Origin of the sequence: Ditibartonella choladocola, assembly GCF_002007565.1 — a bacterium.
GTDB classification, from domain to species: Bacteria; Pseudomonadota; Alphaproteobacteria; order Rhizobiales; family Rhizobiaceae; genus Bartonella; species Bartonella choladocola.
In genome coordinates this window covers 2,073,582-2,097,090 of record NZ_CP015625.1, presented here as the reverse complement: position 1 = coordinate 2,097,090, position 23,509 = coordinate 2,073,582, and the positions used below count along the sequence as shown (strand labels likewise).

Below are 23,509 nucleotides of genomic sequence, written 5' to 3'. Positions count from 1 at the left end.
TCATTCGCGCTTCCGGTTTTTCCGGAGCGTTCTGGCAATGTCTATTGACCGGTTTTGAGTGATAAATTTAAAGGTCGAGAAGGCTAGGCTGGCGGGGTGTCAAGCCATTTGCCGCCTTTTCACTAAAACGCATTCTAAAACGCGAAAAATTGTTAAAAATAGAAGCGCGTTCAACGCTATTTTAAATTCCGTTATTTGTCTGATAGAGCTTGCGAGATTTACATAAGGTTTGGCACGGCTCCAGAATGCCACCGGTTGTTTTTCCAAGAAAATTTGTAAATCGGCGTTTAGGAAATCCTATTCTATCTTCAAAAAAGACAAGTCCAAAAACACTATGAAACTGTTTTAAAAACGAGCAGCGGTAATCTTCATTTTTTGGGGGCAGCAAACAAGAACAAGCCGCTCTCATTCGTGGGGGGCTTTCCAAAAGAACCATAAAGCATGTTTTACTGGCTATTGAAAGCGAGTAAAAGCAGTTATAAGAAATCGAATATTCCGAAATTAAAGAGCCGAACCAGTGGAATTTATATTTGACCTTATCTTTGACTTTTTAGTTTTTCTTATATTATTGGTTATAATAATATTTTGTGCATATCTTCTGTCTTTGCCATTCAAACCGGCATTTGAAAAAAATAATTTAAAGCCTGCCAATTATTCAATAGTTGTTTTCTGGTTTTGTCTGGCGACATCTTTGTTTGTAGCTTACGATGTATTTGATGACCCTTTAATCGCGAACATTCTTGACTTTAGCCAAAACCCGAATCCTGACTTCACACCTTTTTATAAATCGGACAAACTCGTAGATCACGAACACACTTTGTCTGGCTCATCCGGTTATCAAATTTATTTATATCTTGTTCCCCCTGAAAAACCGATGGATGCCAAGGATTACGTTGAAAAAACATTGGCAGAAAGGAAGGATTTTCTTGATTATAAAGGTCGCTCTCTTGCCTGCAATTTATCCGGCAATTTTAAAGAGCTGGGCTATATTTTGATTATTTATTCTTATAATGACGAGGAAGCCACATTTTTATACGATCGAAAAGCATGTGAAAAACAAAGCAGCCATTAATCTTGATCTATTGCATAGCAGGGTTCCATTTCACGTAAACATTGTTCTTGAAACATCTCCTGTTATGTTTTGAACAAAACACACATTAAAAAAGCGAACTTAGGGTTGTTCTAAACGAGCCGTTTTCTCTCTTCTTATAAGACGATAAAAATAAGGTACGCGTTGGACACAATGGCGAAAGCGTTGCACCTTCTATTGAAAGCCGTCGATGCCACGTGTAAGTAACGACATATTTTAAACTTGCCGGACTTGATCCCGTGGAATTCATCGACGAACTCTTTGAATATTTGGCTATTATATTGGGTATTCTCGTTATCGAGAAAATTCTTTTCTTCATTTTCAGCAGAATTTTAAAGAAAACGGAATTGATGTCCAATCATCTATTTCTAATGGTCATTTGTATTATATGTATTTCGATACCGGCATATCTATATATGTGTATCGCTGACGGACGCACAAATAGATATAAGAAAAACAGATCTCAATATTTTTCTATAAACTTCAAGCCTTTTTATCAATCCGACAGGCTGGTTAAATATGCCGATGTCGAGGCAAATGAGCGGGGTTATGATGTCTACTTGATACTTGTAGATCCGCGTGAACCAATATCGGCAAAGGATTATGTCGTACAAACTTGGGAAACGAGGCTTGATTTTCTCAATAGTCAAGTTCGTTCGGTCGGCTGTGATATTATTTCGGCAAATGACACGGTCGATCAATTGAACATTATCTATACTTATAAGGGTGAAAAGGCGAATTTTATTTATGATAGTAAAATGTGTCTAAAATGAATCCGGAGACAACGGCTTGTTCTTGTTGTTTTTGAGATTTCCTTCAATTTTATTTTTAACGCTATATTGAAGTTAATTTGAATTATCTTCCTTATATTTGAAATGCTTTTAAATATCACCAAATCGGTTTTACTGATGGGGATGAAACAGGACGATAGCGAAGATCCGGCGGATAACACAACGCCAATTCTTCATTGAAGCCTTTCCATAGGAAATCCGAGCTTGTTGTAATTGACCATTAACAATCCGCTTTCGGGGTGGATCACAACTTTATCGGGGTCGGTTTTAAGGATTTCTTGCGCAATAACACCGCGATAGCGTTCAGCCCTTCCGATATAATTGAAATCATAGACATTGTAGCCGTTGCGTTTGCCCGCATAGCGGATATTTTCTTTTGTGCGTTGGTCCGAGAGACCAAAAAGCGATGACAGCGCACCCAAACCGTTTCCTATTGTGGTGAGCGCACCATTCTGTTGTTTTGTTGTTTGCGTTCCGCTTGACGTTCCGTAATTTCCGGCCGCTCCCTGAGCCGCACTTAAAAGCATGGCAAGCCGGTTCCAGCCACGATTATCTTCTTCATTCCATTGGTCACGCGCCGCATCAAGTTTTTGCTGGTTGTTCTGGTCAAGGATTGTGCCGCCTTTCAAAGCATTGAGAAGATTATTGCCTTGCCCTTGAAAATAATTGCTTGCGGCCGAAAGCTGGTTATTGTTTGCCCTGTCGATAAGTTCATTGGCATTGAGCATATTTCCAACATCCTGATTATACTGGTTGGAAAGTGCACTTGTTGCAGCCTGTCCCAATTGTCGAGACAGAACACCGCTATGGGCGCCCGAACCATAACGGCCAGCACCACTCATTTGACTGTTGATGGTGGTGGCGGTGTTATCAAGTGTGTTTTGTAGAGCCTGATTATAGGCTGTGTTTCCCCCCACCATTTTTCCTGAAGCCATATCGGCAAGGTTCTGGCCACTCGCATTTTTGCCGCCTGCAAGACCTTGCAAATAGCTGTTGCCATAATTGGCGGTGGCGTTTCCAAGCCCGCTAATGGCATTTTTTGTTGTGTCACTTAAATCGGCCACCCGCGAGCCTTGATAAACATTGCCACCCTGACCGGAATTATAAAGGTCCATGGCATCTTTGGCCGAGCGCTTGAAGAGTGGTGCCGCCCATTCCGGCGGGGCTGATGTCTCGGTCTTCGTTTGTGTGGTTTTTGCGCCTTTTCCGCTACTTCCGCCCATTGTTCAATTCCTTTCGATATTTGACCACGCTTGGCCTATAGCCATGTGCGCGCATGATTTTTGACCAGCCGATGCGACCGATGGGGCAAATTTCGGATGCGCCGATGGTTTTTGCCCATTCTTCTATCGGTTCGATCATATCGGCTATTTTCTCGCCGCCGTGACCGGCAAGTTCGAGGAGTTCGACACGTTTTTTCCCGCTCGCCAGAATTTCGATATGCGAGGTGACGAAGGCTACAAAGTTTTCTTTCTCGTCAACAATGATCCATAATTGCCGCTCGCCACTTGCAATTTCTTCTGCCATTGTTTGAAACGATATGTCGTCGGGAAAACGACGGGCGATTTTCTTCATCGCCTCTGTGAGATCGCCGCTATAGCGTTTCATCCGCTCATAAGGCCAGTTTTCGGTGAGATAGATTTTATAGCTCATCTTTTTCCGGCTCTTGTAAAATCGACATTGAAGCCTGCAATATGCGACCATTTTTCCCCTGCCGGAACACGCAGGCGAAATTTGTGAAAACGCGCCCGTGAGCGACCATGGTAACGGCCGGTATTGTAAGAGGCGGTTTTCTCTGCCGACCATTTTACCGGTTCTTGCGGGTTTCTCCGCATTCTTGCACCAATTGCAAGCAAGGCTTCATTCGTGTCTATTTGTGCAATAACATTTTCCAGCCGGTTTATATCACCATTGGGGGCTGCAATTTCCTGCGAGGAAACAATTGCCTCCATTGCTTCTCCCGAAAAGGAACCCAAACGGTAATCAACTGAAAAAGCGCCGAGAATGGGCGCACCGCCTTGCCAGATTTTGCTATCCAGCGAAAACGGCAAATTTTCCAGAATAGTTGAAATATTATCAAGCCCGTCCAGCGTGTAACCGCTTGTATAAATCGGCATGATGCTGCTTGCCGCAATGTTGATAACCGTCCATTTTTGCAGGCCCCAGTCATAAACCATCAATTCGTTCATCACGCCCGAACCGTTATAATCCATCGCCCAATAAACGCGGTTATAGAAAGGGTCGATTGCGCAGAACATTTCGGCAAGATTATTGGCATTCATGCGGGTAAAGACCGAGCGGTCGATTTTTTCAAAGCCGATAGGTATCACCGCGCCATCGCTTGTAATCTGGAAAAATCCGCCTTCATCGGCATAAAAGGAAAATTCTCCGCGACTGCTGATCGAATTGGATGATTTAGCTCCACGTTTGTCATGAATTTTCTGGAACGAAAATATGATGTCGGAACCGGGAATGAATGTGCCGCGATAAATCGCCGATTGCAAAAAAATAATCGGGTTGGTTGCTTCACTCGATCCTTGAACACTGCCGCCATCCGGAAAATCCTGATAGTCGCAAGACTTTTCTCCCACCGTCCAGAATTCCGCATCATTCAACCCCGACCAGTAAACGCGGTTGGGATTATCCGGCAATTGCATGAGACAAACAAAATCGCCCCACACTTTGACAGCTCCCGCCCGTGGCGGATTTCCGCCAAGATTGCGGAATTTTGCCGAACGGTTCAGCTCGAAAACCTGTGGCGGGTCGTTTTTGTTGACCGCGATAATATAATTGCCGAAAGAAGCAAAAGACCAGCGTGCCTCATCGGAAGCGGAATAGATTTTTCCCGTTTGAGTGATGTCGCGCCAGGAAAGATCGGTATTGTCTAGGACAAAAAGTTTTTTTGCCGTTCCCGCAAAAACCGAGGTTGTTCCGTCAAGCGACCGTGCAGCATAGGCTCCATAAGGCTTTTCCGGAAACGGCTTGGAAAACGCTTTGAAGCCGGGCATTGGAATATAACTGCCGTCGGCTGGCAAAACATTCAATATATCATCGCTATAGTCGCTATTGATGTCGGCAATGTCGGGGCGATATTCGGCTATGGTTAAAAATGTCATTTAAAACACCGTTGCTTTGATCTTGCCGCTACCATTGCGCCGCGAGGTTTCCGCTTTAAGCGCAGAAAGCTGCTCGTTAAAATCGGCAAACGCTGTTCGAGCGCTATCGGCATCTTTCAAAATATCTTTATAAAGCTCGTATTTCGCCCGCGCTTTGACAAGGTCGAACGCATCGAGAAACCACGGGCTTTCCTCGTCGGCTTTCAAAACTTCTTCAAGCCGGTAAGGCTCAATCATCAGGCGTATTTTGTAAACCTTGTCAGGGCAGGGAAAGAGCCGCAGTTTTTTTGAAAAATAACAATAGGCATAAGGTTCGCCATGGGCTGAACCCGCGCTTTCAAGTTCTTGCGGGGAATTGAGACTAAGCCTTTTTGCGTTTCCATCCGATTTTTCAATAAAAACAAAGCGGATACCGGCCGCACTTGCAATCGCCTTTTCGGTTGTTGCGCCATACCATTCCTGATTTTTAGTCGTCAAAAAGGTAATATCGCGCGTTTCATTGAAATAAAGCGGTTCCCGTGCTGAAAAGCGGATGGCCGAATAGATTGCTTCCTGAATTTGGCTGATATATTCATTTGTCGTGTCGTCAATTTCATCCTGAATAATGGCAATCATATCCGAAAAGTTTTTGTTTTTCGGCTGGAGAGAAGTGGGAAGACTTGTAATCGGCCCTGTCGTGGTAATGATAATGGCCATAATATTAAACCTTTGTTTTCCGGTTTTTCTTGGGGGGCAGGTCAGGTGTTCTCCGCCGCTTCTTTCCGCTTGCGGTCTTCAAATCGGCGGCTGTTGATTGCGTTGTTGTTGCTTGCGCCGGTATGGAAGGCGCGGCTTTCGGTTTTCCGGCTTTTTCCGCACTGTTTCGAGATGTGCTTCCGGTTTCCGCTTGCGGTTTTTTCACTCTCGCTTTTTTTGCCGGTTTTCGGGAAAGGGGCGCGGCTCTTATATCTCGCACATTTATATCTTGCACATTTGTATCTCGCACCTTCCCGCTTTCTGCGACAGGTTCATTGAAATCCATCAATATCCAGTCGGTATCATCGCTTGAAGGCATGTCTTTAGAATAAGCATGGGTCATTTTTTGTTTCTGACAAAATCACCGGTTTTTTAAAAAACACGGAAAGGGGAAAATCGCGCTTTAAACAGCTCGTCGAACAAAAAGAAAAAGGAGCACTTGCCCCTTTTTCTGTTGTTTCAAATGGCGTTCTTAAAGCGGCTCGGCATAGGTTGAAATGACGATGGTTGCGAAATCCTGTTCGCCGATCGTGCTGTCTTTCAGTTTGAAGTTTGTTTTCTTCATACCGATCAGGGTTTTTGCCGCAACACCGAGTTCGCGTTCATAGTCGAAAAATTCTTCAACCAGTTTATAGCGCGTTGGTCCGCGGTCCTTGCCGAAAGCAACGATGGAAGCCTGTGCACCCAAAAGCACCGCACGGCGGGTGTTTGAAACAGGCGTGGTCGGGTCGGCAGAATTGACACCTTCGGTAATATGTTCGGCTTCACGCAGAACCACCCCGTTATACATGCCGAGCGAGCCGTCAAAAATCGGGTTTTTGGCGCGCGAACCCTGATAGGCCGCTTTTTGTATATCAAGCCATTGGCCGGTTGCCGTGTTGGTGCGCAATGCCGTCACTTGTGTCGGGTGCAGGTAAAGCACATAAACACTATCACCCTCGACACGCACAGGGCGCAAACGCGGATTGGCCAATTTCGCCCGCTCCACCGCTTTATCAACCAGAGAAAGATTGAACACATCTTTTTCATCAAGGCTTTCGTCAGTGGTTTTGCCATTCGGGCGAATAATGCGCTTGTCGGTCGGGGCTGTCGGCTGGTTAAAACCGTAATGCACCGGCGACAATGAAATGGTGCGCCCTTCAAAGTTCATTTGTGTGGCGGTATAGCCGCAAACATGGGTAAAAAACATAAGCGACAAACGGTCGGCATACCAGTCGGTCAAACCGTCCTTGGCTTCGCTGCGCAAATCGAAAAGCACGCGCTGCTGGTCGATTGTGCCCTCGTTTTTCACCCTCACAGCATGGGCAAGTTCATTGATGATAACAGCATCATTCAAGGTTGAAAGGGCTTCTTCATTGCCCTCCAGTTTAACCCCTTCCGAAACGCCTTCGCCCGTCAACTGGGTGCGCAAGCCGAAACGGACAGTATCACCCGCGCCTTTCTGGGTTTCGTCTTTAAGCTGGATAATGCTGTTGGTGTCGGTTCCGATCAAAGGCGCAATCTCGGTAGCTTTCGATACTTCGACGGCAAGTTTCTTCGACCAGGCACGAACAGCCAGAGGGTCGTTCACCCCGATGGATGTAATAGCCATTATGGCCTCCTAAAATTCAATTGATTTTCAAGCATTTTGTCGCTTTAACGCGAGCGAACCAACGAAACCGGAAAACCTCCGGTGGGTGAAAATGATAACGTCCATTTCAAACGAAAATCCGCAAAAGAAAAAGTTGAAAGTTTTAAAACAAACCCGCACAAGCTTGCCTCAAGGCTTTGAAAGCCTGAAGTTTTGCAAGCCCCATCTTTTTGCGGGCGGTGTTTTTTAAAGCACAAGCTTTTGAAGCTTCGTGTCTCAAATCAGGCTTTAAAAAACAGGCTCCCTATAAAAAACTTATTTTGCTAAAAGCCTTATTCCCCCTTCATCAGAATGTTGAAGGCTCTTTCATTTCTCGGATTGGAAATCCACTCGGCAAATTGCCGGTCGCTCATGGCATCTATGGCTTCAAGACTCACCGGGTCGGCAATAGCGCGCCCGTTTGATGCGGTGAGCGTGCGTGCGGCGTTTTTTTTGGCACGCATTGCGGCAATGTCACCCTCCGCCATAGATCCTGTTGCGGATTTCGCCTTGAAGCCGATATTTCTTGCATAATTATAAATTGTTTGCGCGGGATTTGTGCCGCTTTCCAAAGCACCTTTGACAATGGCTGCAAGCTCGTTGCCAATCTGCGCATTGATCGCATCGGCATTTTTAAAAGCAGGATAGGCATCGGCGAGCGCCTTCAACTGGTTCACCCGTGCTTCATAAAGAAAATCGGCCGCCTCGTCGAAATCCGGCAGTTCGGCTTTGAGTGCGGTTACAGAAGTGGCAAAATAATCCTTCACCACTTCCTGTTCTCTCGCGGTTTCAATAAATTGCCGCTCTTCGGCTTCTCTCTTTTGTCTTTCGGCTTCCTCGTTTTGCAATTTAGTGCCAATCCATTTGACATAGCCGACAAAATCTTTTTCCGGGTCAGGCGCTTCTGGTTGCGGCTGTTTTAACGGTGAGAAGCTCTCGCTTCCGGCATGATTTTCTGTGAATTCACGTGCAATTTTGAAACGTTCTTCAATGCGGGCAAGTTTGGCTTTTGCCTCCGCCGCCTCGGCTTGCGCTTTTTTGCGTTCTTCCCTTTCGGCGTGAAGTGCACCATGGGGAACCATATGATTTCGCGCTTTTGCGGTTCTTTCGTCTTCTTCTTCCGCTACCGGTTTTTCTTGTTTTTCTTCCTGACTTTCGGAAGGTTCGGTCATAGTATTACTGTCGGAAAAATTTTCCGGTAAAGCGGTCTCATCATCAAATCCGTTATTGTCGGTATTTTGGTGGCCAAGAACATCCTGTTCTTCCGGTGAAAATTCGGGTGCAATATCCATAAATTTATCCTTTAAACATGCCCTTTAAAAAACGGGCAGCAGAGCATCAAAACGCCGATGCTTGAGGCGAAGCCGGTTCATCCGGCAAGAAAGACAAAAGTTGCGATTGCGGGAGTTGAAAATCAGCGACAATCTGAAATGCCGCTTTGCCAAATTTAAAAAATCCATTCCGTCCAAGCTTTGTGAGTAGCCTGTTTCAGGAATTGGCTCGCCCCGTTTGCGATTGTTCAATTTTCAATTGTTCAATGAGTGCGCGGTTTTTGGCTGTTTCGGTCTCAAGCCGTGTTTTCTGATTTTTTAAAAAAAGATCGGCTGCTTTGGCATTAAGGTCGAGTTCACGGGCTTTTGCTTTCATATCAAGCTCGTTTGCCAGAGCTTGCAACTTCAATTGCTCCGCCTGTTGTCGCGTATACTGTTCCGGCACGGCATTTCTTTCCATTGCCGCTTCTTGGCTCGTCATCTGTTCTCTGGCCATCTGTTCTCTGGCCATTTCCTGTTCTGCTTTTTGTTGAGCCGCTTCTTGTGCCTTGGCTGTCCATTTTTCAACAAGCGAGGCGGGAAGCGGCGAATAGCGCAGAATTTCCAGTCCGATTTCCGGTGTGAGATAATCTTTCAACATCGGCAACATCTGTTGAATAATCGCAAATGTCCGTTCTTTTTCATTGGGGCTTGTCGGTGCATCATCAACAATAATGTCATATTGGCGATTGGCGACCGCTTCATGTGTCAAAGGCACATATTTCTTGTTGTCATCCCCCACAATGCGGATAAGCCTTCCATCGGAAAGATAGTTCTGTATGAGATAAAGCATAATTTGCCCCTGTCTTTTCCGATAACGGCGCAGCGCATCAAAAAGCGAGGCCAGCAAATTCAAAGAAGATTGCCGGCGCTGGCTTTCCAGAACACCGGGCTGGTTTACTTCTCGCGTGCCGATGAATTCGGAAGATAAGCCCGTTACATCGGAAATTGCTTCTTTGGCTTCATTGAAAAGCTGGAAAAAACCAACAGGAAATTGTGCCACTGGTTTGGGTTGAATGCGGGCATTTTGTCCGGCTAGCGCATTCTGTTTTGTCCAGGTAATGGCATCGGCGCGCGCCCAGCTTTCTTCTGCCTGCCTGTCATCATCAAAAGCACCGCGTTCGGCAAGAATGCCGCCCTTTGATTGGCTGTTTAAAAGATACATCACCTGGCTGAAAAATTTATTCGCCCAGCGCTGCGGGTCTTTTGTGGGGCGCACAATGCCATAATAATGCTTTTTCATCTTGTCGAAATAGCCGGTAATGCATTCCCAACCAAGTTGTCCGTTCGGCACCATCGGTTGATCGGGTTCGGCAAGCAAAACCTCGCCCAGAAAAGCCCTTTTCACAATCTTTCTTGTAAGCCTTACCGATTGTATTTCCGGCGAAATTTTCTTTTTCTCTTCATAGTCGCGAAGCGAATAATCCTGTGTTTCACCCGTCAGCGGGTCAAAAACCTTGTAAAAAGCCTCGCGCTCGAACCAACGGCATTCGACAAGCGTCACCAGAGAGCTGGAAGCGGAAGAAAGCCCCAAGCCTTGCCTCTCCGAAACACCCGTCCGGTCTTCACCATAAAATGTGTCGGAATTTACATGGGAAAGAGGTGTGTCACTGTCAAAAACACCATTTTTTGCCCAACGCGCATCAAGCAATGACGGGTCAATATCGGGAAACATGCGGCGCGCTTCGGCAAGCGGCTTTTCGTCAATATACCAGAGGCGCTCCGCATCCACCAGATTGGCTTTCACCGCCGAGGCATCCCACACCATTTTTAACGGGTCAAGGCGGCAAACAACCGGTTTACCCGTTTCATCATCGTCAAAGTCAAGGCGTGTATCTGTCCACCCCATGCCACAAATGACGGTATCGGTAAAAGCTTCCGAATCCTCATATTCCGCTTCCGCCTGATCGCGAAACCATTCCGCCGCACCCGTCAATATTTCATTGGCTCTCGCATCTCCGATTTCACGCGGTATGAATTGCACTTCGCGTTTATTGTTGCGCTCCGAGCCGATAACGGCATTGACAAGCGGCGCAATGCGGTTGAACGTCATGACAGGGCGTTTTTGCTCGAAAAGCGCCGCCTTGTCTTGGGCTTCCCACTGTTCGCCATTATAAAAGGCATAGTCTTCGCGGGCATTTTTGCGCCATTCGGCAACATGCGCCATATCCTGCCGGAAAAGCTTCAGCAATGACTGGAAAAGAATATCTCTTTTTGCACTGTCAAACTGCGTGGAAGAACCATGTTCTAAAGTCTCGTTTTCTAGTATCATCATCAGCCCGTAAAATTATTGGTTAAAATTGGTTAGAGCCGCCCGCACAACTCGAAAGTTCAATTCTGAAAAAGCCAAGAAGCCCGAAAAAAACAAAAGCAAAACGCGCAAGCGGGCAGGCGGGCAAGCACAAGGCAACCGTCATAAAGAAACAAGAAGGTCAGGTCCCATAAAGCAAAGGCCATTGCCGGAAAAACAAAAGCTGACAAGTTGCGCATCCGGTTCTATTGTCCCGAATAGTGCACCTTGTGGAAAGCCTGTAAACACAGCGAATATCACTCATGCCGCGAACGCTGCCAATATTACGCGTCCCGCAAACATCGAAAATATTCCGAACATTTCCCGTGCCGCAAACAATGCAAACATCGCGCACATTACGAACGCTGCCAAGTTCAAGCCTGCCGCGCATAAAGCTTGTTGCAGCTTTGCCACCGGTTGTTCTTGCTCTTTTGCCCATTTTGGAAGCTCTTGTCCAAGAAAGTCTCCGGTTTCGCATATTGTGCCGCACCCTTGGCAGCTTCTTTTATTTTTGAAACATCGCTTTCAAGCTTTGAAAGAAAAGCAAAACGCAATTGCTATCCGCTATAATTTGGACAAGCGCGGTTCTTTCACTTGAATATTGGTTCAACAGTCGACAATTTTGCTTTTTGTTATCCCGCCATCCATGACGTATTGAAATCATGTCTAAGAGAATTGCGCTGCCGGTTTTTAGAAATTTTTGGTGCTTCATAGGCTATACACATCAGGCCGAAAGCATCAGCCCCGTGGCTTGCCCAGTCATGTTCCGGCCCCAGTCCTATATCGCGTTTGTCATCACGCTTTTCGTGATACCAACCCAAAGCATCGCGTCCTGCTTCTGTGGTTTTTTCATTAAACCAGATAGAGGGGAAAAGCCGTCTTGCCGCTTCAATGCGGGCGCGTGCTGCTCCTTTTCCCTGATTGGGAATAATGTCCACCTCGAAACCGGCTTGTTGAAGCGCACTTTCAAAACTCACATCCCGCACGCGATCTTTGGTTGCGCCATCATGCGGCAATGTAATTCTTGCCTGTTCGTAACCTTTTTCGCGCAACCAGTTGATATGGGCACTCAAAGGCTGCCCTTGCGCTTCATAATAATCAAGAACGCGGATTTCTTTTCCGATAAATTGCGCAATCCAGATAGCGGTTGCATCGGCTCTGGCACCTGTTCCCCCAATGTCGAAAAAAGCCTGAAATGTCATTAAAGGGTCGGCCGGAACGTTGGAAATGCGCCCTTCTTCTTTGGCAATTGCAAGACCGGTTGCAAAATAGGCTCCCTCCATCTGGGCAAGAAATCCACCCTCCCATATATGGTCATAACTTTCCGGCCGGTTCTTCAAATCATCAAGGCGGGCGCGGTTTAACAGATCGGGAAATCTCGGATTATCACGCCAATTCAGTTGAACAGATTTGATACGCACATTTTTACTGTCGCGAAAACGCTTTTCAACGGCTGCCTCTTTTCTGAGCGGGTTCCATGTTACCCAGAGTTCTGTGTTCCAACCGTCACCTTCTTCACGCAAAGTCGGTATCAATGTGTTCCATGCGTGGGAGGTCACAGGTTCGGCTTCATCCACCCAACAGAGAAGCAGCCGCCCCTTCGACTTGATACTGGCAATATTCCGGTCAAGACCGGAAAAGGCATAAGTAATGCGCCCGTCTTTCGAGCGTATATAGGTTTCACCAATGGTATAATAATTTTGTAAAAACGGATAATCGGCAATAGCCCTTTTGATTTCTTCAAGTGAGCTGTCGGCCAGTGAATTCTGGAACTGGCGGGCACAAAGAATAATGCCGCGAATCCCTCTTTTTCCCAAACAATAGCCCACCACTGCGCTCATTGTGGCAAAGGAACGGGTTTTTCCGGAACCGCGCCCGCCATAGGCCGCCCTGACATCGGCAGGCCCATCGAAAAGGGTAATGAGCTTTTCCGGCAATTCTATTTTTTCTGTTGTCATGAAACACCACAAAATCGGGTATAAGAAGAAATAAAATTGTAAATAATATTAATAATGTTAAAAATAAAAATATTTTTTAAATAAATTTTCTAATATGCATAAAAACTATTATTAATAATAAATAAAAATAAAATTCAAATAAAGAACAACTAATCTATCCGATTTTTTATATTTTTGGAAAAAATTGTATATAAAACACCGCCAACACCGCTAAAAAGAATCGTTTGAAGACGTTCAATACCTTCTTTATTTAACCAACACCAACTAACAGGAGCGATCAAATGAAATGTCCAGATTAATGTTGTAACTGCAATTAAGGTGGTAATCCCCCATAAAAAAAATAAGAGGCTACATTCGAAGTGATCTTTAAATCGTTCTCGTCGCTTGAACTTCTTTTCGTTAGCTTGTTTTTCTAGTTCCGTCGAAGAAAGTCCACTTGAAAGCTCAGCTGCTTCCTTAAGCGAATCCGCGTCGTCAACAACATCAGGTTCCCGCAGGGGCGGAACTTTTTTATTGGCACCTTTAATTTCGTCCTCCGCCCCCATTTATTTAACCTTGTTTGGAGCTTGCTCGCCGTTGGTAATGGTCTTCTATGACATCATTTGATATAACAGCACCGAATACACCTGGCTTATATGTCACTTCCCATGGAGAGCCTGGTTGATGCGTTAACCGCGAAAGATAAGGCCCCGATAAGTGTCCATATATCTGATACACCTGATTAACAATGTCGTTTTCGTCATAATCTAATTGATCATCAGCGCGATCATTGTTTAATCCGTGATCTATATAATCTGTAACGGGATTACTTTTGTAACGCCTGATCTTATTATAGAGATTCGGAATGACGGGGCCGTATTGCCAAGCCTGAATCTCGTCTTTAATCAATGGTCGACCGTATAATCCAAGCATCCAACCATGTGCGATGTACACCAACTTTAACAGTTGCATGGGTGTTAAAGTATCATTCTTGTCCTTAGCTAATTTCAGGAAGCAATTGGCGACAACTGTGCTATCGTGCATATCGACCTCCACTCATAAGCCAATTGATTTTTGTAGATACTAATCAAATTACAATTGTCAATGGTACTCTGTTAACACCATATATCATTATCTGCTTTTGGTTAAGCCCTCATTAACAATAATCTTGTTAACAATTTGTTAATCTCTAGCCAAGCTCTAATGCGAAATTTTTTCAATGTTTTTAAGGCAAATTAATTTATTAGCAAATGATTATCATCAAAATAACTTCTCTCAGCTCTCTTTTTTTTGATTTCCGGCAATGTGCTTTTTAGAAGTCATGCGCTTTTTTCCGGTCGGTGATTTTGCAACTGTCAAATCTTTCGGTGACGGAGATAGAGCAACCAGTTCGATTTTTGTTACGGTTTTTAATTCTTGTCCTTCTGAATTAAGTTCGGCAGGCAATACTTTGCCGAGTAGCGTCAAAAAGGAAGAAGCATTTTTTAAAGCCTGTGCTTCAAGATAGGAAACAAGCCCATCTTCTCCCAATTGGTTACCGGCTTTTATTGCAGCTTTTAAAATAGCCTCTTTTAAAATTCCGGAAGCTTTCTTTTCTCCCACGGCTTCCCGCTTTTTTTGCGCGGCCTCCTTTGTCAAACTTTTTTCAGTCGGCTTTGTTTTCAAAACTGCATTACTCTCTAGCGGCAATTTTCCCTTGGCATCATCCTCATCCTGCACGGTTTTTGTTTCAACTGCTCCGCTTGAATGCGCAGTTAGCTTATCGTTGCCAAGCACTTGCTGCAAAACTTCCTTTTCACGCTTCACTCTCGAACGTGCTGCCTTTTCCTTGGATTCAAGCACATTTTCCAGCGTTTCTTTTTTGAACTCTACGCTTGAACGAGCGGCCATCCCCTCATTGCCAAGCACTTGCCGCTCAATTTCCTTTTCACGCGTCACTCTCGAACGTGCTGCCTTTTCCTCGAAACCATCACTATCCTGCACAGTTTCTTTTTCAATTTTTTCCGTTAAAGGTGCGGCTCTTTTTTGTTGGTGCACTTTTTTAACGACGGTTTTTTTCACGGATTTTGCTGTTTCAGGGGGTGTTAGCTTTTTGGTTCCGACCACGTCCCTTTTCCTTTTTTTGGCTGAAATTTTTTCTATCAAATGCGCCATGGGCTTGAAAGCATCTGCCACACATTTTTGCGGCTCAAACTATTTCATCCGGATTTTTTAAAAACATTCAAAACCGCTATGAACAATTAATTGCAATATTCATGAAAAAATTCCGTATTTCAAATAATATCGTTTTAAAATGATAACAAATTCGACAAAGAATCAAATAATTAAAATATAATAAAAATCATAAAACGTTTTTTATATTTATAAACGTCAACTAAACGATAGCTACAATTCTTGTTGTGCCGTATTTGTCAGTTAATATTTAGTGACACATTTTTGCAAGAAAAAAATTATCGAAAAATTTAAAAATTATTTTTGTAAAAACTGGCGCGGTTTTTACCTCCACCTTTCAAGCTTTTCGCCTGCAACTACATACTTATTCAAATTGAAATCGAGACAGGAAAAAATAAAGCCATGAAACTCAAAAAACGCTCGAAAAAAATCGCTCGTTTCATCTCCACTTTGTCTTTTTTAGCGCCTCTACATCATTTTTTTACTAAACCGCAGTTTTGTCTTTCCTTTCCTCATTTTTGCTGCAGCTTGGAAAAATAGATAAAAAACACATAACACAAATAGGGGTTGCAAAAAGGGGAAAACCACATCCTATCATTGCTTTTGTTTGAATTTTTTGCATAAATTCGCTGTGGGAACAATATCGGATAAGAACCAATGTCATTAGATAATAGATATATTTTATCAAAAAGTATTAGGAAAAAACTTGAACGTTGGAATAAATATATTTTTTATTTAATAATACCAATTTTTGAGTTCTCATTTTTTATTCCGTTACCGAATGAAATGACAGTAGTTATAATGGTCTTCTTTTCACTATTTTTATTTTTATTATGTATGTTATTAATGATAATAGAATTTTCTGAAAAAAATAAAGGAAAAATATATAAAATATTTATAATAACATTTTTTATTTCTCTGTTATTTTCTGCGATTGTTCATATTTACTATATTATGTTAATTAACCAATATAATAATAACAATATTGAATTAACTAATTATCAAAATGAAATATTATTTCATGGAAGTAATATAGGATTATATTCTCTAATAATCGGAATAATTCTATTGTTTGTGAACAATATAATAAATACATTTTTATTTCCATATTCACAAAATAATGTAAAATTTGAAATCGATACCGTGAGCAGTCGTTTTGCGGTAGACGTTTTAACTTATACGACATATATTGGAATTCTATTCGGAATCGTTGTTTATATTCTTTTCTATTCTGGAGAAAGCAACGTATCCTTTTTTACTGGAATAAATGTAACGCATATTGCTCTTGCGACTGTCGGTCTTGTGACTTTTTTTTGGGCAGCAAAGAGCGCGAAAAGTAAATCTATTGAACTTGATATAACGCGAAGTCGTGAAGTTGGTCGCCTTTTTTCGGACGGCTCTCTTTTTTAAGTGCCCCGCATAAAGACAAAAAATATGTCGGCCTTTTTTATCTGAATATGATTGCCGCCCAAAGCGAAGGACCGCTTCAGAAAGAAGCCATTAATTTGATAGCAGACTTTATTTTAAATGCAAACGACATCACAACGGCTAACAAACAGCGAATACGCGCTATGGAGTATCTGAGTGACCGTTTGAAGACCGATTTTTTGGATGATGACATTGATGAACTTATTAAATTATCGTCAAGCGAGTTAACTGAAAGTAACGTGAATTATCGTTTTTCTCAGTTGAACATCGTCTATGAAAATTTCACGTTTTCTAACGAAAAAAAGTTTTTAAATTCTATTTCTTCTAATAATGAGGAAAACAATGATAAAGAAAAGTGTATTATAAAAAGGCTATTTTATCGCGTTGAACGTAAATTGACAACTTATATTGAACGGAATTTTATAAATAATATCAACCGTAAATTGGTCGCTTATAATAATTGTAATTTTGAAAAATTTTCCGGGCAGAATGGCATTGAAAAAATAATACTGATTTATGCCCACAATTGTCATTTCAAAAAATGTAAAATCGGTATTGTCAAAGGTTATTCAAAAAAGCTGGAAACATTGTCGACCACTGGTCAAAAAGGTAATTTCACTCCGTTAAACAACAAATTTGAACAATGCGATTTTAGTGACTCTGACGGTTGGAATATTTTGCGCCCGTCTAACCGAATGGAAGGGGAAATCTCCGAGATAGTGGCTGAAAATGCGTTCATCAATTGCTTTTATTATTCAGGGCATGAACCCAAGGGTTTCGTTAAAGAACGCGACGGAGCGCTATTGACTGAAATAACTTCAAAAGAACAATTTGAAGAACTGATCGGCAGTTCGTCGTTCATGCAATACGCCCCACCTGACGATTAAGACTAAACTATTCAAAATTTTACTTAAGCTTAAGAACGAACTGTGACTATAGGTGTACGTCTTTTTAAAAGTTGTGGCATTCAAACAACTCAGGCCGATACCCGCCGGAGATGTGTGACGTAAAGATCACCGAAAATTTTATGCCTCAGAATAGATAACCTCCCTCATTAGAGACGAATAATTGTTATGTCACTGAATGCCATGAAAGCGGTTTCTATTTTAGTAGAAAAAATTAAATGGGAAATTGAAAAATTTTTTTTGTAAAAACCAGCGCGGCTTTTTCCCGCTGCATTCTAAGCTTTTTGCCTGCACCCGCACACCTATTTAAATAGTGATAGAGAATATGAAATTAAAAGAACTCAAGTGAATGCGTGCTTTTTCCTGCACTTTATTTTTTTAGCCTTCCTTTCGAGATTCATCTATTACCACTGAACTCCGTTTTTGCCGCTCTTTCCTCATTTTCGCGGAAGGTTGCAACAATAGACAAGCAAACACATCACACAAATAGCGGTTGCAAAAAGGGGAAAACCACAGCCTAACATTGCTTTTGTCTGAACTTTTGGCATAAATCGCTAGGGTGAGAGAAGGGGAAAAAGCGAAGAATGCCTTCAAATACCAATACCGATAAACAAATCGATAATCTTGAACAAGCAAGTGAAGCAGATGAGAAATTCATCGCTTTTAAAAAGCGCATGTTCCGGCTTGGTGTTTTCTTTTTAATTGTAGCAATAGCTTTGTCTCTTCCGAATTATTTTTTTCTCGAAACAAGTAACAACATTCTTGGGGTGGGCATTTTTTCTTGTGTCGGTTTGGCAGACATATTCATCTTGCTTCCCGCAATCATCACGAAAGAAACAAACTGGCTTGTGCTTCTCGGCTCGACTATTTTATGTATTGTTTTCCTCTGTCTATCGGTTTTTTATCCCTTTCAGGACTTTCAATATAGATTGAAAGTTATTTCCCTTGTTGCCATTGTCGCAACGCTTTTATTCGTGGCTTTGAATGGCTGGATTAATGCAGCCTTTTTCCCGTTGAAAAATGCAGATATTCGCCAAAGTGTCGATTTTGCCAGCAACCGTTTTGCCGTTGATGTTTTAAACGTTACTTTAATTCTCGGCACATTGTTCGGGACAATTGCTTTTCTCTATTTTTATCCGGGTCAAGACAATTCAACCTTTTTCGGTGGCATTGATATTAAAAATGTAGCGCTGGCCACGGCCGGTCTTGTTACATTTTTCTGGGCGGCCAAAGCGACAAAAAACAAATCAATCGAGCTTGAAGAAAAGAAGCAGGATGGCAAACGTCATGACAATGAAATTGCCATGGTAAAACGGCGTGATACTGCCCAGCTTATCGCAGAAGCATCAAAACTATTAAGCAGCGAAAGTGATGCGCAAAAATATGCAGGTCTTTCCTTTTTGAATGCAGTTGCAAGTGACCCTGAAGGTCCTCTTCGGGAAGAAGCATTCAATTTAATAGCAGATTTTATAACTGGTGCTACTGACATCACGACAGCGAATAAAGCCCGACTGCGCGCAATCCTTTATGCTGATCAACTTGTCGAAAATAATCCGCATCATTTTTATATCGACGGATACATAATAATATCACGTACAGACTGTGATGAGCCAGATGATGATGTAAATTATTTGAATGAATTTGAAATAAAAAATTTATACGTTTCATATATTGGGCTGGCTTTTGGTTATGGATTTATCCAGCGAGTTGTAAAACCAAAATCCGAGTATCAATTCGGATTTTTGAACTGCATTTTTTATGGTGCAAATCCCGGACATCCGTTGCCAACGATTGAGAAAATTGCAACCTTCGATTGTCATTTCCGTAATTGTAAAATTCGCTATACCTATGCGCCGCTATATACGTTAGTTGAAAATCCGATAACTGGGAAAATCAAGGGAAAGCGAATAGTACCTAAAAAGCACCTTCCGGATAACAACGATAGCTACAATACTTTCTATGAATGTGACTTTAGTGATTGCTTGACCTGGATATATGAGCGTCTTGGAGTACTAAAAAGTGAAAGAAAAGTTGTATTTGACAAATGCTATTATTATCCGAAATGCGAACCGAAAGGTTTCAAGGAAGACGATGATGAAAAATTGTTAACAAAGATTACTTCAGAAAAACAATTTAATGAACTAATGAACGACCCAATGCGCATGCATTATTCCCCACCTGACGATAAAAAATGAGCGTAAATAGTCACGTGCGCGTAAAAATAAATGATTATCCTTTAAATTTTAAATCTCTTCTATCTCTATCAACCCAAGTGGGGCGGTTAAATTGTCTGTTTTCGCTTCACCCGTCACTGCGGGGTGATAAATTGCGCAAGGTATTTAAAAGGCAGGGGAGAGCCTGCCTTTTAGAAATTGTATTTTATGTCAGAATGGACGCGGCGGGCTGGACTTCCTCGCTGCGTTGCAACGCCCCGTATAAGTTGCAAGCCAAGCTTGCTCTTTCAGGCTGTAATTTTTGCTAAAAGCAGACCCATCTACAAAGATAGTCTTTCCGTCCGCATAACAAATTGCAACAAACTTATAAAATTTCGTTTGCAAGTTAAATTTCCTGCGGCTCAAGAAAATCCCCTTGCAAAATAGAATACGTGTTGCGCCATTAGGGTCATTAAAAATTTAATGACCTTTATTGGCAAGAAAAAAATGCCGGTTTAGCGCATTGAGCACAAGCCGTGTTGCGCCGACAAGGTGCGGCAATTCGAGATCTTCCAGCACGATATACTGCAAAGCGGCATAAAGGTTATCAATTCTGTTATCGAATTGCGCTTCCTGAATGGCTTCCCTCGCGGCAAGATATTGCTTTTTTGCGCGCTTGCAAAATGCTTCATAAAGTTCGGGATTGGGCGTGCTGTTAAAATCGTCATAATAGGCGGCAGGCGAAAGCAATGCTTTTTTATAATTGTTATCAACCTCGATAAATTTCAGCGCCGCATTATACTGGTCTTCGCTAATGCCGCCGCATTCGGGTCCGGCCAAAAAAAGCCTGCCGATATAGGTGGAAGCGCGCGGGTCTTTTGCCTGTTTTTCGGAAAGGCCGGTGTGCTTTGCACGCATCAAAATAGCAAGACGGTCAATCGCCTCGCGTGGTTTTTTTGCGCGGCTGCGCCTGCCATTCGGTTCGCGCGCAATACCTTCGATACGTGGCCTTCCGCGCCCGCGCTTGAGCCGGAGTTTGCCTGCTTTTGAACGGGCTTTCAATCTGATAATTTCAACTTCCTGCATGGTTAAAGCCTTTCATGATCGCTTATTATCGGGTTGTTGTTTGAAGTCTTGAGTTTGAAGTGTTGTTGTTTGAAATCTTGTGGTTCTTGCGCTTTTGAAAAAACCATTGGGCTTTTCACAGATGTTCCATGTCGTCCCATACCGTCCCACATTGTCCCGTATTGTCTGTTGCTATCCCATTCCGTTTCATCCGGCTTCATTGAACGCGCATTTCTTTTGCGGGCGGGAAACTTGCCGCTCTGTTTCATGTTTTGTTGTTTTGTTTTCGCTTGCGGTCGTGGTTTTGTGGTCACAAGCCGGTTTGTCTTCCCGCGCCTCTGGAATTAAAACGTCGTTTTGTTCTTCTTCACCGGCTCTTAAAAGCCGCTCCACAGTGTCGATTTTCAACCATTCGGTTTTTTCGATATGTTCGCAAAAAGCGGCGAGTTCCGGCGCTGTCGGCATGAAGGTTTTGTTGAAGCCTTCCACTTTGCCGCGAATAATCAAAAGCACCGATTGCATAATGGCAAAGCTGGAAAAGCCGGAAAGCGCAATCATATAGGATTTGGCCGCACTTTCCCCGTCTAAATCACGGGGCAGCCGCATACCGCCCGAAAGCAGCAAAAACTGGTCCATGATTTCGTCGCTTCGTGCCTTTTTTAAAAGTGTGTTTTTTGCTTCCTCAAGCGTGTGCTTGATTGTTGCAATTTGAGCGTTTGTCGGTTTCTTTCCCGCCTTGAAGCGGGGCGGAAAGCCTTCACCTGTCGTGAGGGAAACGAGTTTGGCAAGCGTCAAATCGAGGTGCGAGACGGGCCATCGCATCGGTAACTTTTCTGGCTGTCGATCTTTTATCATATCCGAATTTTGCATTTTTTCGCTCCATTACGGGGGCCGGTTGGTCATTCCAGCGTTCCTGATTGAGAAACGTTGTCGGGTTAAGCCAGGGGCGGTCGGGCGGCTTGTCGGCGATATAGCGTTGAAGCCCCGCCATGATGGCGGCAAGACTGTCTTTTTTGCGCGCTTTCAAAAACGCCGTTAGTGCTTTCGGCTTGCCGCATTTGTTGGGGAAAGCAGGCCAGAAAATTTCATGAAATTCGGCTTCAAAATCACGTTTGTCGGGGCGGCTTATTGCAAGCTCTGGAACTTCGTTTTTTCCAAAATTCCGGCTTCCAAAAATTCCCGAAGGTGAAGGCAAAAGCGGCACGTCCGCGCTTATGCCGGAAGCTGAAATTGCGCCTGAAGCCTCGTCCTTTTCAGCCGCAGACAACGTTCCGGTGATCGCTGAAAGTGGCGCATTTTCTGCTTGCGGAAAAGCGGAACTTTCAGAAAAGGAACAAGCCTTGTCCTTGGGCAAACTCACGGCAAAAGAACAAGCTTTGTTCTGCTCGCACCCCGCGGGATTTTCCGTTAAATTTCTATTTTGGCAAAGGGGAAAACCGTGCCCGCCTTTTTCGTCTGTTGGCTCTTCGACAAGCGCATCAGACGACGTTTCAGAGAAAGCGGGAAAGGGGTTATTTTCTTTAAGGGGGTGTGGGGGAACCTTTCTTTTAGGGGAAAGGGGTAATGTTTCCTCGCCGTTACAATTTTCCTCTTGTAACGTTACATTGTTTTTCCGTGTCAGCCTGAAACGGCGCACACGCTCGCGTGTACGGGCACGGCGCTGGTCTTCCCGCTCGTCTATATCGGCAAGAAGTTCCAGAATAGCCGACATTTGTTCGGTAGAAAGGTTCAAACCGGCAAGGCGGCGTAGTGTTGACGAATCCATTTTATAAAACTCTCTTCTCTGCCTTGGAAAATGTTGGTTGGCTGCACAATTGACGCGCAAAAAATTCCAATAATTCTGGAGAAAAACCGGCTTCAAAAACGCTTCCACCTTGAAGTGCCAAAGCCTTGCTTTTTCGGGTCATATCTTTGATTTTTCCGGTTACGCTTTTTGCGGACAAGCAGACTTTTGTTGCGCTCGAAACAATGCTTTTAAAAATTCGGTTTGATCTTTGTTGTCCTGCACGGGCAAAAAAAGGTGCGCTCAAACAAAGCCTTTTCCCGAAAGCAGAAAGGCTCACCGGTTTAAAAATGGCGATTGCTATTGCCTTGATAAAAACAACAAGTTGTTTAACTATTTCATCAAGTGATTGATGAAAGACAAAGGAAAAAGAATGCCCGTTATTAACCCGATCAGATCTGCAACTGTCAATGCAGCAGCCACACCGGAAGAAGTCGCATTCCGTTTGTTCAGTATTATTGCCGGTGCTTCTGAAAATACGATTGATAGCAAGGATGTTCTGCCGCTTTTCGCCAAATGTATGATCGCTGTCGGCAAACCGGAAAATTTCCTTGCCGAGCCGCAGAAATATGATGTGACACTCGAAAATACCAATGCCAGAAAGGCTTCTGCAGAAGGTGCAGGCTCGCCGGATGATAGTGCTTCCGACAGAGCCAAAGCCGAATAAGTATAATTTGCTTTTCTTAAAAAAAGATCGGGCTAAAGAAGACGAGCTGCATAAAAACGTTCGGCATAATGAACGGGGCGCAAGCACCTTCTGCCCGCAACAGGTGCTTCCACCAGCATTTTCAAACAGCTTTTTGAAACTGCCGGAAGAAGGCGCAGCGCAAGATTGGTATTTCAAGACCTGTGCGCTTTGTAAAATGCTTTTTAATGCGCCTTCATCATCTGTTGCTGGTATTTCGGTTGAAGCTTCTAAAGGCCAAGTCAACAGTGCGGGCTTGCGGTTAAAGCAGGTCAACGGTTGTATTTCATGCAAAATATCGGTGTCGAATAATCGTGACACGCCAATATCTGACAATACGCCAATATCTGACAATGCGCCAATATCTGACAACACGCCAATATCTGATTTGTCCATTTGTTCCACCCCGAAACATGGCAAATACGCCGTCTAATAAACCT

At 43.5% G+C, this 23,509-nt stretch carries 23 protein-coding genes; 7 read left to right on the top strand and 16 right to left on the bottom strand.

The features are described 5' to 3' along the window. Positions 1 to 517: 517 nt before the first annotated feature. Together BBC0122_RS09265 and BBC0122_RS09260 are read left to right on the top strand one after the other, a co-directional pair. A complete protein-coding gene (locus tag BBC0122_RS09265) occupies positions 518 to 1,072 on the top strand; it encodes a hypothetical protein (protein ID WP_077993259.1) in 555 nt (184 codons plus the stop codon). Between the two features lie 434 nt (positions 1,073 to 1,506). Further along, complete coding sequence (locus tag BBC0122_RS09260; protein ID WP_149866676.1) at positions 1,507 to 1,863, top strand: hypothetical protein; 357 nt, start codon at positions 1,507 to 1,509, stop codon at positions 1,861 to 1,863. 191 nt (positions 1,864 to 2,054) lie between these two features. Here BBC0122_RS09260 and BBC0122_RS09255 read toward each other — a convergent pair whose 3' ends face one another. The 13 genes from BBC0122_RS09255 to BBC0122_RS09195 all read right to left on the bottom strand — a co-directional run bounded on the left by BBC0122_RS09255 (position 2,055) and on the right by BBC0122_RS09195 (position 14,984). Beyond that, entirely contained in the window at positions 2,055 to 3,104 is a 1,050-nt protein-coding gene (locus BBC0122_RS09255; RefSeq protein WP_077993256.1) for a tail fiber domain-containing protein, read from the bottom strand. Beyond that, positions 3,091 to 3,534: a hypothetical protein gene (locus BBC0122_RS09250; RefSeq protein ID WP_077993255.1), complete on the bottom strand. Its 444-nt coding sequence runs from the start codon at positions 3,532 to 3,534 to the stop codon at positions 3,091 to 3,093. The genes BBC0122_RS09255 and BBC0122_RS09250 overlap by 14 nt, the downstream gene beginning before the upstream one ends. After that, the gene (locus BBC0122_RS09245; RefSeq protein ID WP_077993254.1) at positions 3,531 to 4,997 is read right to left on the bottom strand and encodes a hypothetical protein; all 1,467 of its coding nucleotides are present in this window, start codon (positions 4,995 to 4,997) and stop codon (positions 3,531 to 3,533) included. The genes BBC0122_RS09250 and BBC0122_RS09245 overlap by 4 nt, the downstream gene beginning before the upstream one ends. Further along, positions 4,998 to 5,693, bottom strand: a complete 696-nt coding sequence (locus BBC0122_RS09240) for a phage adaptor protein (RefSeq protein ID WP_077993252.1) — start codon at positions 5,691 to 5,693, stop codon at positions 4,998 to 5,000. Between the two features lie 4 nt (positions 5,694 to 5,697). After that, positions 5,698 to 6,075, bottom strand: coding sequence for a hypothetical protein (locus tag BBC0122_RS09235; protein ID WP_077993250.1), 378 nt, complete (start codon positions 6,073 to 6,075; stop codon positions 5,698 to 5,700). Between the two features lie 129 nt (positions 6,076 to 6,204). Continuing rightward, complete coding sequence (locus tag BBC0122_RS09230) at positions 6,205 to 7,323, bottom strand: N4-gp56 family major capsid protein (RefSeq protein ID WP_075914047.1); 1,119 nt, start codon at positions 7,321 to 7,323, stop codon at positions 6,205 to 6,207. A gap of 311 nt (positions 7,324 to 7,634) precedes the next feature. Further along, positions 7,635 to 8,633 carry a hypothetical protein gene (locus BBC0122_RS09225; RefSeq protein ID WP_077993249.1) on the bottom strand — a complete coding sequence of 333 codons (999 nt, stop codon included), beginning with the start codon at positions 8,631 to 8,633 and terminating at the stop codon, positions 7,635 to 7,637. A gap of 196 nt (positions 8,634 to 8,829) precedes the next feature. Beyond that, a complete protein-coding gene (locus BBC0122_RS09220) occupies positions 8,830 to 10,923 on the bottom strand; it encodes a portal protein (protein WP_418214883.1) in 2,094 nt (697 codons plus the stop codon). Between the two features lie 160 nt (positions 10,924 to 11,083). Continuing rightward, a complete protein-coding gene (locus tag BBC0122_RS12860) occupies positions 11,084 to 11,380 on the bottom strand; it encodes a hypothetical protein (RefSeq protein WP_149866675.1) in 297 nt (98 codons plus the stop codon). A 193-nt stretch (positions 11,381 to 11,573) separates the two neighbouring features. Next, positions 11,574 to 12,899, bottom strand: coding sequence for a phage terminase large subunit (locus BBC0122_RS09210; protein ID WP_077993244.1), 1,326 nt, complete (start codon positions 12,897 to 12,899; stop codon positions 11,574 to 11,576). 149 nt (positions 12,900 to 13,048) lie between these two features. Then, entirely contained in the window at positions 13,049 to 13,444 is a 396-nt protein-coding gene (locus BBC0122_RS09205) for a hypothetical protein (RefSeq protein WP_077993242.1), read from the bottom strand. 4 nt (positions 13,445 to 13,448) lie between these two features. Next, entirely contained in the window at positions 13,449 to 13,922 is a 474-nt protein-coding gene (locus tag BBC0122_RS09200) for a Panacea domain-containing protein (RefSeq protein ID WP_077993240.1), read from the bottom strand. 231 nt (positions 13,923 to 14,153) lie between these two features. Then, the gene (locus BBC0122_RS09195) at positions 14,154 to 14,984 is read right to left on the bottom strand and encodes a hypothetical protein (protein WP_149866674.1); all 831 of its coding nucleotides are present in this window, start codon (positions 14,982 to 14,984) and stop codon (positions 14,154 to 14,156) included. Between the two features lie 723 nt (positions 14,985 to 15,707). On the opposite strand from BBC0122_RS09195, the gene BBC0122_RS09190 reads away from it, so the two are divergent. The 3 genes from BBC0122_RS09190 to BBC0122_RS09180 all read left to right on the top strand — a co-directional run bounded on the left by BBC0122_RS09190 (position 15,708) and on the right by BBC0122_RS09180 (position 19,578). Then, positions 15,708 to 16,460 carry a hypothetical protein gene (locus BBC0122_RS09190; protein WP_077993236.1) on the top strand — a complete coding sequence of 251 codons (753 nt, stop codon included), beginning with the start codon at positions 15,708 to 15,710 and terminating at the stop codon, positions 16,458 to 16,460. Between the two features lie 47 nt (positions 16,461 to 16,507). Then, positions 16,508 to 17,365, top strand: coding sequence for a hypothetical protein (locus BBC0122_RS09185; protein WP_077993234.1), 858 nt, complete (start codon positions 16,508 to 16,510; stop codon positions 17,363 to 17,365). Between the two features lie 602 nt (positions 17,366 to 17,967). Then, positions 17,968 to 19,578, top strand: coding sequence for an MFS transporter (locus BBC0122_RS09180; protein ID WP_077993232.1), 1,611 nt, complete (start codon positions 17,968 to 17,970; stop codon positions 19,576 to 19,578). Positions 19,579 to 20,016: 438 nt separating this feature from the next. Here BBC0122_RS09180 and BBC0122_RS09175 read toward each other — a convergent pair whose 3' ends face one another. The 3 genes from BBC0122_RS09175 to BBC0122_RS09160 all read right to left on the bottom strand — a co-directional run bounded on the left by BBC0122_RS09175 (position 20,017) and on the right by BBC0122_RS09160 (position 22,366). Beyond that, positions 20,017 to 20,622 (bottom strand): hypothetical protein, encoded by a 606-nt coding sequence (locus tag BBC0122_RS09175; RefSeq protein WP_077972416.1) that lies wholly within the window; start codon positions 20,620 to 20,622, stop codon positions 20,017 to 20,019. 186 nt (positions 20,623 to 20,808) lie between these two features. Then, positions 20,809 to 21,423 carry a hypothetical protein gene (locus BBC0122_RS12855; protein ID WP_149866673.1) on the bottom strand — a complete coding sequence of 205 codons (615 nt, stop codon included), beginning with the start codon at positions 21,421 to 21,423 and terminating at the stop codon, positions 20,809 to 20,811. Continuing rightward, positions 21,359 to 22,366: a hypothetical protein gene (locus tag BBC0122_RS09160; protein ID WP_077993230.1), complete on the bottom strand. Its 1,008-nt coding sequence runs from the start codon at positions 22,364 to 22,366 to the stop codon at positions 21,359 to 21,361. Before BBC0122_RS09160 ends, BBC0122_RS12855 begins: the two co-directional genes overlap by 65 nt. A 391-nt stretch (positions 22,367 to 22,757) precedes the next feature. Between BBC0122_RS09160 and BBC0122_RS09150 the strand changes: the two genes are divergently transcribed. Both BBC0122_RS09150 and BBC0122_RS09145 read left to right on the top strand, forming a co-directional pair. Beyond that, a complete protein-coding gene (locus BBC0122_RS09150; protein ID WP_077993227.1) occupies positions 22,758 to 23,051 on the top strand; it encodes a hypothetical protein in 294 nt (97 codons plus the stop codon). Next, entirely contained in the window at positions 23,017 to 23,502 is a 486-nt protein-coding gene (locus tag BBC0122_RS09145; RefSeq protein WP_077993224.1) for a hypothetical protein, read from the top strand. The genes BBC0122_RS09150 and BBC0122_RS09145 overlap by 35 nt, the downstream gene beginning before the upstream one ends. Positions 23,503 to 23,509: the final 7 nt, after the last annotated feature.